This is a genomic window from Sphingomonas sinipercae, assembly GCF_011302055.1.
GTDB classification, from domain to species: Bacteria; Pseudomonadota; Alphaproteobacteria; order Sphingomonadales; family Sphingomonadaceae; genus Sphingomicrobium; species Sphingomicrobium sinipercae.
This window is the reverse complement of record NZ_CP049871.1, coordinates 1,839,470-1,851,998: the sequence shown is the minus strand read 5'-3', so window position 1 is coordinate 1,851,998 and position 12,529 is coordinate 1,839,470. Positions and strand designations below refer to the sequence as shown.

Below are 12,529 nucleotides of genomic sequence, written 5' to 3'. Positions count from 1 at the left end.
GGCCGTCGAAAGCAAGCGGGAGAGGCGCTGCACCTCTCCCGCCCGGGATCAACTGGCCGTGACGGCCTTCACATTGTCGTCGCTGTTGCGGTCGATGAAGAAGTTATACGGATCGACGCCCGCGAACGCCGGCTTCACCTTCGACTTCACGACGACTTGCTGATTGCCGTTGTGCAGCCGCTGCCGCTCTATGACGATCACGTCCTTGGCGGAGAAAGCGCCGAGGCCCGGCCGCGCGGTGAACAGCCCGATTTCGACCTGCTCGTCCAGCTTGGCCTTCGTCTCCTCGCCCTTGCCATTGGCGTATGCCTTCTCGCCAGCAAGCGTCAGCGTCGTGGTCCAGCCATCGCCGCTGTGCCGCGTCTTCGCATCCACCACCTTCAGGTCGTAAACCGTGATCTTGCTGAACAGGTCGCTGATCAACCGCTGTTGTTCGGGTGTCTTCGCCTCCTTGCGGAACTCGGCGATCATGTCGAGCGAGCGCGGGTAGGGCGGACCCTTGAAGCGCCAGGCGTCGAGGAAACGGGACAGGGCGCGGTTCACTGCATCCTCGCCCAGCCGCTCCTGCAGCAGGTACATGGCAAGGGCGCCCTTGCGATAATGGATGTAATCCTGGTTTTCGACGCGCTCGAGCGGCAGTTCCTCGACCGCTTCACCGGCACGGCTGCGCAGGTAATTGTCGAGCTCGTACTTCAGGAACCGGCGAATCTTATCCGGGCCGTAGATCTGCTTCATCGTCATCAGCGCCGAATATTGGGCCAGCGTCTCGCTCATGCTCGTGGCGCCCTGCATGTCGCCGCCGACGACCTGGTGCGCCCAATATTGGTGCCCCATTTCGTGCGCGACGACATAGGTCGTGAAGTCGATCTTGTCGGGATCGTTGGTGTTGGCGTTGAAGCCGATCGATTCCGAATAAGGCATCGTCCCGGCGAACGCCTGCGCGAAGCTGCGATAGCCTGGGAATTCGATGATTCGGGCGTAGTTGAACTGATACGGGCCGAAGTTCGCGCGGTAGTAATCGAGCGACTTCGCCATCGCCTTGAGCATCTTGTCGACGTTCCAATCGTGGTCCGGGTGGTAATAGACCGACAGCTTCAGCCCATTGTGGTTGAGCGTAGCGACCTTGTACCTTGCCGACTGGATCGAGAAGAAATTGAGGATCGGCGCCGGGCTGACGAACCGGGCCGTGCGCCGCCCGTCCTTGACTGTATCGGACACCTGGTTGCCGGGTGCGATCGGCGTTTGGTCGGCATCCGTGGTCACCGTGATGTCGGACATCACCCAGCTGACCCCGAAATAACTCCGCCGCGCGCCGTTCATGTCTTCAAGCTTGGCGGTGCGAAGTTCAGCCGGCAGGCCCTGGCGGCGGCGCTTGATCCGATCCCGAAGCAGGCTGGTGCGATCCATCCCGATGACCGGCGCAAAGTCGAAATTGTTCGCAAACGTGCCATTCTCGATGACATCCGTGGCGGGCGAGCCGGCGCGAAAGCCCCGGTGCCAAATTCGCGACTTGAAGCGCAGCATCGTCGATGCACCCGGCGCCAGCGGCTTGGCCAGGCGATAGATCCGGTACCCGAACTTTTCATCGTCGCTTGCAAGCTTGGCGCCGGCGATATCCAGCTTCAGCCACTCGGCATCCTGGTCGCTCTTGCGGACATGGATGTCGCTGATCGGGGTCGTGCCCGTGTTGACCAACGCATAGGCGCCGTCGGTGACCAGCATTTTCTGCTTGGGATATAGCTGCACGTCGAGGGCGACCTTGGTCACCGCGGGCTGCGGCAGCTTTTCGTATTTCAGATATTTGCGCTCATAGTCGGCGACGAACTTTTCCGCTTCGTCGCTGGTCTGGTACCGGTTGAGCACCTTCATGTTGTAATAAGCGTAGGCGCCGGTCGCCGCCATCAATACTCCGGCGATGCCGACGATGACCAGCGCGGGGGTGCTCGCCATGCGCGGCAGGCGGCGGACACGGGCGCGCACCGCAAGGTCGGTGCCGCGCGGCCACAGCAGGTGCGCCAGGACCGCGAGCACGACTGCGAAGAAGAACCAGTACATGCGCAGGACCCAGGCGCCGATCCAGAAACTGCCGGCGCCGACAAAGTCGCTCAGCGGAACCTGCGGCGTCCGCCCGTAGGTGTAGAGCGGGTTTCCGTAGCCGAGGTTGTTCAGGAAGATCCCCGACACGAACCAGACGAACAAGATTCCCCACCCGACATATTTGTTAGGGCTGAGTACCTGGACGAAGACCGCCAGGACGGCGATCAGCAGGGCGTCGAGGGCGACCGGCACGATCAGCCAGGTGACATAGTCCGACAGACCGATGACCTTCGCACCTTCGGTCAGTTGATAGACGATGCCGGTCAGCGCCCCAGCCAGGTTCACCAGCAGCAGGACGAGGAAAATGGCGAGGATCTTCGGGACGGTGATGATCCAGCTTGGGGCAGCGGTGGAATCGATCAGCTCGTTGAGCTTGCGGTCGCGCTCGCGCCAGACCAGCTCCCCGCCAAAGAATGCGGCGATCATCAGCAGGAACAGGCCCGACCCGCCTTCCACGTTGGAGATCGTCGCCGCGACCGTCGGGAAATCCGACGTTCCGTAGCGCGACTGCGACAGCCACAGGCTGATCCCGGTGAATACCACGGACAACAGCAACAGGACGATGAGTCCTGGGCTGGTCAGCACCTGCCGCACTTCTACCCGAAGCCGGGTGAGGAACTGAGTCGAGCGCGATGGCGTGAGGTCGCTGGCGGTCACCCGTTCGCCGCCGAGCACAGGCGCAACCGCGGCGGCGACGGCCGAACGGCGCTCCTGGCGGGCAAGCTTGCGAAGGCGGCGGCGCGACGGCGCGCGCTCGGTCATGGTGAAGCGCCAGAAGGTCACGGCCAGGAAAACCGCGGCGAGCGCCAGCGTCCACACGCGGTTGAACAGGATGGTGCCGCTAAGGTCGATCAGCCGGCTGTTGAGCTCGCTTTGAGTCCAGTAAAAGGTCGCTCGCTCGATCGCTCCGGCGCCAAGCGGGTCCCACCTGGCGACGGCGTCGCGATATTCCACCTTGGGGGCAAGGATGCTGGTCACGGCCAAATAGCCCATCACCAGGATGATCGCGCCGATGTACGCCGCCATCATCGACCGGAGAAGGGTGGCGAGCGCGAACAGCGCAGCGCACAGGAACAAGATGTTCGGCAACGCGAAAATGAGCAGCGGCCAGCCGTAATATGCGAAAACCTGCGGCCCGACCGTCTCCGGATCGACCCATGGCATCGACGATCCCAACAGCAGCCCGAGCGGCAAGGCCAGATAGCCCAGCCAGGCGATCAGCAAACCGCCGATGAAGCGTCCGGCAACGATTTGCCGGGGCGTCACCGCGGTCGCCCTCACGATGGGCGAAAAGCCGCTCGCGTCGTCGCGGATGATCGCGTTGGCAACGAAAGCGGTCACGACGAACACGTAGAACAGCGAGAAGATGGCGGTCGCCGAAGCGATCGCGTTGGCGGCATTCTTGTGGACGCCGCCGGGCGTGCCGATGCTGACGTTCGCGCTTGCCGTCAGGCCGAAGCCGAGCAGGAGGAAGATTGCGGCGGCGACCCAGAAGACCGGGTTGCGCAGCTGGTAGCGGATCTCGAAGCGAATGATGCCGGGGATCATGTTCGCTTCCCTCAGGCTGCGCGGCGGAGGGTGGACAGGGTCGAGAAGTAAACGTCCTCAAGCCCGCCTTCGACCGGTTCAAACCCGGCCGGCTTGTTGTCCGAAAGCACGTGAACGATGGTCTGGCCAGCGAACAGGCGGGTCGAAATCACCTCGTGGCTTTGCTGATATTGCTCCAGCTCCGAATGCGCGATGGCCTTGCGCCACACCTTGCCGCGGGTCGACGCGATCAGGTCGGTGGGCTTGCCTTCAAGCTGCAGCCGGCCGTTGGCCAGCACCGCCATGCGCGGGCACAAGTCGGCGACGTCGTCGACGATGTGGGTCGACAGGATGACGACGACGTTGTCGCCGATCGCGGCGAGCAGGTTGAGGAAGCGGTTGCGCTCTTCCGGGTCGAGGCCGGCGGTCGGTTCGTCGACGATGATCAGTTCGGGGTTGCCGATCAGTGCTTGGGCAATGCCGAAGCGCTGGCGCATGCCGCCGGAGAACCCAGCGATAGACTTGTCGCGCACCGCCCACAGGTTGGTCTGGTTAAGCAGGGTTTCGACCACCGCCTTGCGTTCACCCTTGCCGGTGACGCCCTTCAACACCGCGACCTGGTCAAGCATCGCATAGGCGGAAACCCGCGGATAAACGCCGAAATCCTGCGGCAGGTAGCCAAGCCGGCGGCGCAGCGCCTGCGGCTGTGCAAGCACATCGATGTCGCCGAAGCGGATGCTTCCCGCCGTCGGCTCCTGCAGAGTGGCGACAGTGCGCATCAAGGTCGACTTGCCGGCACCGTTGGGGCCGAGCAGGCCGAACATCCCGCGCGGAATCGAAAGGCTCACGTCATCCAGTGCCACCGTGCCGTTGGCGTAGGTGTGCGACAGGTTCGCGATTTCCAGCATTGACTACGTCCCCCGAATATTCGCGGGTGGCCTAGTCGCCTAATACACTGGCCGCAAGTGACGCTTCGACAAGCCGACGAACGGATGGAATGGATGCCCCGTGAGGATTCGAACCTCAATTGACGGAGTCAGAGTCCGTAGTCTTACCATTAGACGACGGGGCATTGCCGGCCGGAAGGCTATGCGGCGCGGCGAAATAGGGACTTGGAGCGGCGACTGTCAACGCCGCGCGGGCGGCTCCGAGCCCGCAAACTTGCCCTGACGACGCATTCAGGCTTACATTCGCCGCAAGTCAGCCGTCGGACCAACCGGCGGTGGAGCATATGAACGGGCGATAAAAATGGCGCAAATTGCCGCCAACGCGCCGGCGCCGGCCTTCCGGCCAGGGCCGGCCACCGCCGAAATGCCGCATCCAGGCGGCGAGCACCGCGTTCAGACGCGGCACACCTACGCCGCCGTCGACCTTGGCACCAACAATTGCCGATTGCTGATCGCTCGCCCGAGCGATGAGGGCTTTACCGTCATCGACGCCTTTTCGCGGATCGTGCGCCTTGGCGAAGGCCTGTCCCAGACCGGCCGGCTGGCCGATCATGCAATGGACCGCGCCGTGGCCGCGCTCGCGGTGTGCGCGGACAAGCTTCGCCGCCGCAACGTGTCGCTGGCCCGTTCGGTCGCGACCGAAGCCTGCCGCCGCGCTGCCAATGGACGCGCCTTCGTCAATCGCGTTCGCGAAGAGACGGGAATTGTCCTGGAAGTCATCCCGCCGGCGGAGGAAGCGCGGCTGGCCATGCTCGGCTGCCACAAGCTGCTCGAACCCGGCGATGGCCCCGCGCTGATCTTCGATATCGGCGGGGGATCGACCGAGCTGGTGCTGGTCGACCATGTCGAGGGCATACCCAAGATCCGTAGCTGGTGGAGCGCGCCGTGGGGCGTGGTCTCGCTGACGGAAAGCGAAGGGCGTGAAGCGATCGAAGGCGATGACCGGCTGCTGGCCTATCGCCGGATGCGTGAACGTGCCCGCCGCTCGTTCGAATCCTTCGCTTCCACGCTGCCGCGCGAGCGCGACGACATCCGCCTGCTGGGCACCAGCGGGACGGTAACGACGCTCGCCAGCGTCCACCTGGCGCTGCCGATGTACGACCGCCGCGCGGTCGACGGGCTGCATGTGCCGATCGCGGCGATGCATGAGATCAGTACGATGATCGCCGAGATGAGCTTCGAAGAGCGGGCCAGCCTGCCGTGCATCGGCGCGGAGCGTGCCGACCTGGTCGTCGCCGGCTGCGCGATTCTTGAGGCGATCCTGGAAATCTGGCCGGCAGCCAACCTGGGCATCGCCGACCGCGGCATTCGCGAGGGCATCCTGCGCTCGCTGATGGCGCGCGACGGCCACGTCCTGTGACCGGGGGCAGCGGGCCGCGCCAGCGCGTCAAGACCGCGCGGCGCCGAACCGCATCTTCGACCCGCTGGCTGGAGCGGCAACTTAACGATCCCTACGTGCGCCGCGCGAAAGCGGAAAACTACCGCAGCCGCGCCGCCTACAAGCTGCTCGAACTCGACGACCGCTTCAAGCTGTTGAAGGGCGCGAAGGCGGTGATCGACCTTGGTATTGCGCCCGGCGGCTGGAGCCAGGTCGTGCGCCGCCGTGCCCCAGAAGCGCGGATTGCCGGAATCGACCTGCTTCCCACCGAGCCGATCCCCGGCGTCGAAATCCTGCAGATGGATTTCATGGACGACGCCGCCCCGACCGGCTGCGCGAAGCGCTGGGCGGGCCGGCCGACCTGGTCCTTTCCGACATGGCGGCGAACACCGTAGGCCATCCGCAGACCGATCACCTGCGAACGATGGGGCTAGTCGAGGCGGGGTTAGAATTCGCCGCGCAAATGCTTCGACCGGGCGGCGCTTACGTGGCCAAAGTGCTTGCCGGCGGCGCCGACAACCACCTCGTCGCCGAGCTCAAGCGGCACTTCACTTCGGTCAAGCACGCCAAGCCGCCGGCCAGCCGCAAGGATTCGAGTGAGTGGTATGTCGTCGCCCAGGGGTTCAAGGGCGCAGGCCAGGAGTAAGCCTATGTGGAAAGTCGCAGTACCGGTCGCGGTGACGCTGGCAGGCGTATCGAGCGCCGCCGCAATGCCGCCGCCCGTGCCGGTGCAGCCGCTGCTGATCGTCGCGAGCAAGGACCTTAGCACCAAGGCTGCGCTGACGACGGCCGTTCGCCGGCTCGCGGAGCGAGGCTATCTCAGTGCCTACCTCAACAAGCTTCAAAGCGTCGGCGTCGGCAGCAAATGCATCAGGAGCCTGAAGTGCGTCGATCCAGCGGCACACCTCAAGCACCATGGCGCTGAAGTCGCGGTGATAGCCTTCGATCCCGAGTGGCGGAGCGCCGACCACCAGGTCCGCTGCGTCGGGCCGGACCCGCTGCGCAGCTATCTGGTGCGCATCAGCCTTCGAGACGCGGGCAGCGACCGGCCGACGATTGCCCACCCGGAGCTGGTCAAGCTGGCCGGCTGCATCATCGGGTCGATCCACGCGCCGCCGCGCGCGGACTAGCCTGCCTCACTCGATAATTACGTTCGGCCGAAACACGTTCAGCTTCAGCAGGGAATCGACGTGCGGAGTCGGACAGAAGTTCACCCGGTCCAGGACTTCGATGCGCTCACGGGTTCGTGAGTCGCGAAACACGAAGCGGACCGGCCGCTCGCAATCCCGGCCGTTCATCTTGAAGCGGAAGGTGGCCCGGCGCGGCAGCAACGGCTTGCCAAACTGGTTCTGGCTCCAGGAAGCGCGGCCTCGGCGCTGCTCACCGACGTAAAATCCCTCGACCTGGTGAACCTTCGAGGCGTTGACGATGACCAGGCACCCCAATTCCCAGCAGAGGTCGCGCTGGCGTTGCTCCAACCGCATCCCCGCAAGCAACTTGGCCGCGACCACCTCCGCTCCGCCGGGCGTCGTGTACGTCCGATTGCCGCTGCTATCGGTTGCCTCGTCCCCGTCCTGGGTCAGCCATTGGGCATTCGCGGCGGATGGCGACATCATCGCGACCAGCCCGAAAACCGCCAAAGCCCGAATCACGGCGAGTGGGCCTAACTCTTCTTCCGCGCGTCGGCGACGGCTTGCTTGAGCGCGTCATAGCCGACCGCGCTGTTGAGCACGCGATTGCCGACGATGAACAAGGGCGTGCCGGTCGCTCCGAGCGCGCTCGCCAAGCTGAAGTTGGTGCGCAGCTCCGCCTCAACTTCCGGGCTGACCTTGGCATTGACCGGGATGCCGGCGGCGTTGGCGGCCGTGGCGATCGTCGCCGGGGCCGGGCGTCCAGCCTCCCACAGGGCGTCGTGGAACTGGTTGAAACGGCCCGCCTGCGACGCGGTCAGCGACAGGCGCGCGGCATTGACGCTCTCGGGCCCAAGGATCGGAAGCTCGCGATAGACAACGCGCAGGTTCGGGTCTTCCCGGACCAGCCGGTCGATGTGCGGGTTGCTCGCCTTGCAATAGGGACAGGCGTAATCGAAGAATTCGACGAGGGTTACGTCGGGCTTGGCCGACCCCTTCCACGATGTCCCGAACGGTCGCTCGAGCGCCGCGCGATGTTCGGCCAGGGTTGGCGCATATTGCAGGTCGCGGAGCGCTTCGGAACCGTCGACCAGCACTTGCGGGTCGGACAATATCCCGGCGCGGACGATGCGGCTGCTAAGCAGTTGCGGAACGGCGATCAGCAAGACTGCGGCCATGATTGCCGCCCCGATCGCTCCGCCCGCGATCGCGGTTCCCAAGCCGCCCCCTGACGGCGCTTTGACTTCGCTCACGAGTCGTTCTTGCCCTTTTTCTTTTTCTTCAACTCGGCCCGCGAGACCATGGCGATATCCTGCGCGCGAAGATAGTCCGGCGATCCGGCGGGAATGCCGCGCAGCGCCATCTCCGCGCTTGCCAACGCCAGCTTGGGATTGCCTTCAAGGTTGTTGCGCTCCGCAGTCGCAAGTGCGGCGCGCGGCTGGTCGCCTTCGCGATCGTAGATCATGCCGAGCTGGTACCAGGCGAACGGGTTCTGGTTGTCGCGGTTGACGGCCGCCTTCAGCACCTGCTTCGCCTCGGCGGTGTTGCCCGGCTTTTCCGTGGCGATCAGCGCATGGCCGAGCATCGCGGCGATCAGCGGCATCTCCCCCGAACGCTCGGTGGCCTCGCGAAGCGGCGCAATCGCTTCCGCCGGCTTGCCCGATTCCAACAGGATCTGGCCCTTTAGCTCCAGGTAGAAGGGGTCGTGCGGCGCGGTCGCCAGCAAGGCGTTGGTTTCAGCCAGCGCTTTGTCGGGATAGCCGCTCAAGTGATAGGCGTAAGCGCGGGCGTAGTGGGCGGGAACGCTCTGGTCCTTTTCAGGATATTTGATTGTCGCCTGCTTCGGATTGACGAAGCCCAGCAGCTTGGCCTTGACCCGCTGGAAGCGCGCTTCGAGCTCGGGATCGGTGGGCCGGTCCCAGGCGGGGTCGGCTTTCAGGGTCTGGGTCAGGGCGGAGACCCGTTCGTTCGAAAGCGGGTGGGTCCGATCATAGCTATCCTTGGCATAGATCGCGAGCCGGTATTCCTGGTTCTGCAGCTTGCCGAAGAAGCTGATGATGCCCTTGCCGCTGATCCCTGCGCCGGACAGGTATTTGGCGCCGGCCTGGTCGGCAGTGCTTTCCTGGGTGCGGGAGAAGGCGAGCAGCCTGCTCATCGCCACCTGGTTGCCGGCCATCAAAATGCCCATGCCGGCGGTCCCGGCGCCTGCCGCCATCGCCAGCGCGCCAAGCACCATGGTCGCAATCGACAGGGTCGACGCCTGGCTGACGCCCTGGTTGAGCCGGATCGAGTGGCCGCCGGCGACGTGGCCGAGCTCATGGGCGATCACGCCCTGAAGCTCGCTGACGTTGTCGGTCGCAGCGATCAGGCCGGACTGGATGTAAACGCGCTGCCCGGTGGCCACGAACGCGTTGATTTCGGGATCGTTGAGCAGGACGACGTCGACGCTCTTGGGGGAAAGGCCGGCGGCGCGGATCAATGGTGCGGAAGCGTCCCGGAACAGCAGCTCCGTCTCGCTGTCGCGAAGGACCGTCGCATCCTGGGCATTCGCCGGCCGGGCAGCCGCGAACGCCAGGAGCAACGTCGCCATCAGCAACCGGACGAACCGGGACAAGCGCGAAGTCATGCCCCGGCCTTCACACCAGCCTGCTGAACGGCTGATGACCGCTTAGCCGAATGTGCGCTGCCACCAGCCGCCGCGCCGCGGCTCGCCGCCATCCTGCTCGTCATTGTCGGCAGCCGGCGGCGGAGCAGCTTCGCCCGGCGCTTCCGCTTCGGCGACGGGCTTCTTCGCGCGCGACCGGCGCTTGGGCTTGGCGTCCTCGCCGCTCTCGGCCGGCAGCGCTTCGGGCGCAGCAGGTTCGGCCACGACCGCTTTCACTGCGTCCTCCGTCGATGCGGCTGGCGCCGCTTCGTCGGCCTTCTTGCGGCGCGTGCGCTTCTTGGGCTGCGCTTCGGGCGCGGCCTCCACCGGCGCAATCGGCGCTTCCTCATCGACCGGGGTTTCGATCATCGGCGAACTGTCGGGCTGGACGTCGACCGTTTCTTCGGCGGCCTTGCCGCGGCGCCGGCGGCGCTTGGGCCGTTCCGATTCCTCGCCGGTCGAGGGTTGCGCCGGTTGTTCGGGCGGTTCGGCCCGCTCGGCCTGTTGCGGCTGCTCGCCCTGGTCCGCCTGCTCGGGCGAATAGGACTCGCCGCCTTCAGCCTGCTCCTCGGTGCGGCGACGACCGCGGCCGCCACGGCGGCGGCGGCGGCGCTTGCGGCCATTGCCGTCTTCGCGCGGTTGCTGCTGTTCGGATGACTGGCGGCGGCGCGGTTCGGCGTCGCCGGAATCGTCATCCTCTCCTTCAGGTTCCTCGTCTTCGGTTTCGTCGAGGTCATCGAAGTCGTCCAGTTCCGGCTGGACCGGGGCTACGATGGCCTGGCGCGGCTGCGGCTTGCCGCCGGAGCTTTCGACCGTCATCCGCGCGCCTTCGAAAGTCTCATCGATCGTCACTTCGATCGAAACGCCGTACCGATGCTCGATGTCGGCAAGCTCCGCCCGCTTCTTGTTGAGCAGGTAGATCGCGGCTTCGCGTCCGGCGCGCAGCAGGATCTTGTCGCCACGGCCGCGCGCGGCCTCGTCCTCGATGATCCGAAGCGCCGATAGGCCCGACGATGACGCCGTGCGCATCAGCCCGGTGCCTTCGCAGTGCGGGCAGGCGCGGGTGGACGCTTCAAGCACGCCGGTGCGCAGGCGCTGCCGGCTCATTTCCATCAGGCCGAAGCTGCTGATGCGCCCGACCTGGATTCGCGCGCGGTCGTTCTTCAGCGCGTCCTTCATCGCTTTCTCGACTTTGCGGACATGGCTGTTCTGTTCCATGTCGATGAAGTCGATGACGACCAGGCCGGCCATGTCGCGAAGCCGCAATTGGCGCGCGATCTCGGCCGCGGCCTCAAGGTTCGTCGCGAAGGCGGTTTGCTCGATATTATGTTCGCGGGTCGACCGGCCCGAGTTGATGTCGATCGACACCAAGGCCTCGGTCGGGTTGATGACCAGATAGCCGCCGGACTTCAGCTGGACGACCGGCTGGTACATCGCCGACAACTGGTCTTCGACGCCCGAGCGCTGGAACAGCGGCGTGCTTTCGCTGTGCAGCTGCACGCGCTTCACGTGGCTCGGCATCAGCAGCTTCATGAAGCCGCGCGCTGCCTTATAGCCGTCCTCGCCCTCGACGATCACCTCGTCGATGTCGCGATTGTAAAGGTCGCGGATGGCGCGCTTGATCAGGTCGCTGTCGCGATAGACCAGAGCCGGCGCGCTGCTTTTCAGCGTCTTCTCGCGGATCTCGTCCCACAGGCGGGCGAGATAGTCGAAGTCGCGCTTGATCTCGGTCTTGGTGCGCGACAGGCCGGCGGTGCGCACGATCAGGCCCATCGTCTTGGGCAGGTTGAGGTCGCCCATGATCGACTTCAACCGCTTGCGGTCGGCGCCGTTCGAAATCTTCCGGCTGATGCCGCCGCCGTGCGACGTGTTGGGCATCAGCACGCAATAGCGGCCGGCAAGGCTGAGGTACGTGGTCAGCGCAGCGCCCTTGTTGCCGCGCTCTTCCTTGACGACCTGGACCAGCAGCACCTGGCGGCGCTGGATGACGTCCTGGATCTTGTAGCGGCGGCGCAGGTTCTGGCGCTTGCGGCGAAGCTCGTCCGCCGCCGATTCATCGACCGGCGATCGGCTGGAGCCGGTGCCGGCCTCGCTTGGCGCCTCGCTGCCGTTTTCCTCTGACTCGCCATTGCCTTCGGGCTCTTCCGGGACGTCATAGTCCGCTTCGTCATGGTGACCGTCGATCGGCTCGAGGTCGTCCTCCTGCGCGCGCAGCCGCTCTTCCTCGGCCGCATGCTCGGCTTCTTCGCGCAGCAAGGCTTCGCGATCCGCCTTCGGGATCTGGTAATAATCCGGATGGATCTCGCTGAAAGCGAGGAAGCCGTGGCGATTGCCGCCGTAATCGATGAACGCCGCCTGGAGCGACGGCTCGACCCGCGTAACCTTGGCTAGGTAGATGTTGCCTTTGAGCTGTTTGTGCTCGGCGGATTCGAAGTCAAACTCCTCGATCCGGTTCCCTTTGACGACCGCGACCCGGGTTTCCTCCGGGTGGCGCGCATCGATCAGCATGCGCATGGACATTGTGAATTCTCCGTGCGCGCCGGCTCCACGTCGGGGAGGGCGGTCGCGCGATTGCAGTGGCCAGCGAGTTCGGCAATTGGCCGGGGCGCCTGGCGGATGTGGTGAAACGTGCCTCTGCTGCGCGCGCCATCCCGGAAATTCGGACCGGAGACACGTCCGCCTGCCCATAACGGAGCTGGCGAAGGACGTGGACTGGCATCATGCAGCGTCAACCTGTGAAAGGCCGCGTGCCAGGGAGGCCGCGGCGCGTTCCCCCGGCATTGGAGCCGGTGGACGGTCGGGGGTT

8 protein-coding genes, 1 tRNA gene and 1 pseudogene are annotated in these 12,529 nt (G+C 65.3%); 3 read left to right on the top strand and 7 right to left on the bottom strand.

Annotation, left to right across the window (positions count from 1 at the left end; translation table 11 throughout):
• Nucleotides 1-48 precede the first annotated feature (48 nt).
• The 3 genes from G7078_RS09610 to G7078_RS09600 form a co-directional block, all read right to left on the bottom strand.
• Entirely contained in the window at nt 49-3,645 is a 3,597-nt protein-coding gene (locus G7078_RS09610) for a M1 family aminopeptidase (protein ID WP_166095450.1), read from the bottom strand.
• Nucleotides 3,646-3,656: 11 nt separating this feature from the next.
• The gene (locus tag G7078_RS09605) at nt 3,657-4,532 is read right to left on the bottom strand and encodes an ABC transporter ATP-binding protein (RefSeq protein WP_166095448.1); all 876 of its coding nucleotides are present in this window, start codon (nt 4,530-4,532) and stop codon (nt 3,657-3,659) included.
• Nucleotides 4,533-4,622: 90 nt separating this feature from the next.
• A tRNA-Gln gene (locus G7078_RS09600) sits at nt 4,623-4,696 on the bottom strand.
• A gap of 176 nt (nt 4,697-4,872) precedes the next feature.
• Between G7078_RS09600 and G7078_RS09595 the strand changes: the two genes are divergently transcribed.
• The 3 genes and pseudogenes from G7078_RS09595 to G7078_RS09585 all read left to right on the top strand — a co-directional run bounded on the left by G7078_RS09595 (nt 4,873) and on the right by G7078_RS09585 (nt 7,079).
• Nucleotides 4,873-5,931, top strand: coding sequence for a Ppx/GppA phosphatase family protein (locus tag G7078_RS09595; protein WP_166095446.1), 1,059 nt, complete (start codon nt 4,873-4,875; stop codon nt 5,929-5,931).
• A pseudogene (locus G7078_RS09590) lies at nt 5,928-6,595 on the top strand (RlmE family RNA methyltransferase). The gene G7078_RS09595 and the pseudogene G7078_RS09590 overlap by 4 nt, the downstream one beginning before the upstream one ends.
• A 4-nt stretch (nt 6,596-6,599) precedes the next feature.
• A complete protein-coding gene (locus G7078_RS09585) occupies nt 6,600-7,079 on the top strand; it encodes a hypothetical protein (protein ID WP_166095444.1) in 480 nt (159 codons plus the stop codon).
• 6 nt (nt 7,080-7,085) lie between these two features.
• Here the strand turns inward: G7078_RS09585 and G7078_RS09580 are convergent, their stop codons facing one another.
• The 4 genes from G7078_RS09580 to G7078_RS09565 form a co-directional block, all read right to left on the bottom strand.
• On the bottom strand, nt 7,086-7,601 hold the full coding sequence (locus G7078_RS09580) for a hypothetical protein (protein WP_166095443.1): 516 nt from the start codon (nt 7,599-7,601) through the stop codon (nt 7,086-7,088).
• Between the two features lie 11 nt (nt 7,602-7,612).
• Entirely contained in the window at nt 7,613-8,257 is a 645-nt protein-coding gene (locus G7078_RS09575) for a DsbA family protein (RefSeq protein ID WP_166095441.1), read from the bottom strand.
• Nucleotides 8,258-8,328: 71 nt separating this feature from the next.
• Nucleotides 8,329-9,705, bottom strand: coding sequence for a M48 family metalloprotease (locus G7078_RS09570; protein ID WP_206367446.1), 1,377 nt, complete (start codon nt 9,703-9,705; stop codon nt 8,329-8,331).
• A gap of 42 nt (nt 9,706-9,747) precedes the next feature.
• The gene (locus G7078_RS09565; RefSeq protein WP_206367445.1) at nt 9,748-12,243 is read right to left on the bottom strand and encodes an Rne/Rng family ribonuclease; all 2,496 of its coding nucleotides are present in this window, start codon (nt 12,241-12,243) and stop codon (nt 9,748-9,750) included.
• Between the last annotated feature and the right edge of the window lie 286 nt (nt 12,244-12,529).

Excerpts from the sequence above, each read along its gene's own strand:
- G7078_RS09610 (WP_166095450.1), bottom strand. The coding sequence starts at position 3,645 with ATGATCCCCGGCATCATTCGCTTCGAGATCCGCTACCAGCTGCGCAAC.
- G7078_RS09605 (WP_166095448.1), bottom strand. The coding sequence starts at position 4,532 with ATGCTGGAAATCGCGAACCTGTCGCACACCTACGCCAACGGCACGGTG.
- G7078_RS09595 (WP_166095446.1), top strand. The coding sequence starts at position 4,873 with ATGGCGCAAATTGCCGCCAACGCGCCGGCGCCGGCCTTCCGGCCAGGG.
- G7078_RS09585 (WP_166095444.1), top strand. The coding sequence starts at position 6,600 with ATGTGGAAAGTCGCAGTACCGGTCGCGGTGACGCTGGCAGGCGTATCG.
- G7078_RS09575 (WP_166095441.1), bottom strand. The coding sequence starts at position 8,257 with ATGGCCGCAGTCTTGCTGATCGCCGTTCCGCAACTGCTTAGCAGCCGC.
- G7078_RS09570 (WP_206367446.1), bottom strand. The coding sequence starts at position 9,705 with ATGACTTCGCGCTTGTCCCGGTTCGTCCGGTTGCTGATGGCGACGTTG.
- G7078_RS09565 (WP_206367445.1), bottom strand. The coding sequence starts at position 12,243 with ATGTCCATGCGCATGCTGATCGATGCGCGCCACCCGGAGGAAACCCGG.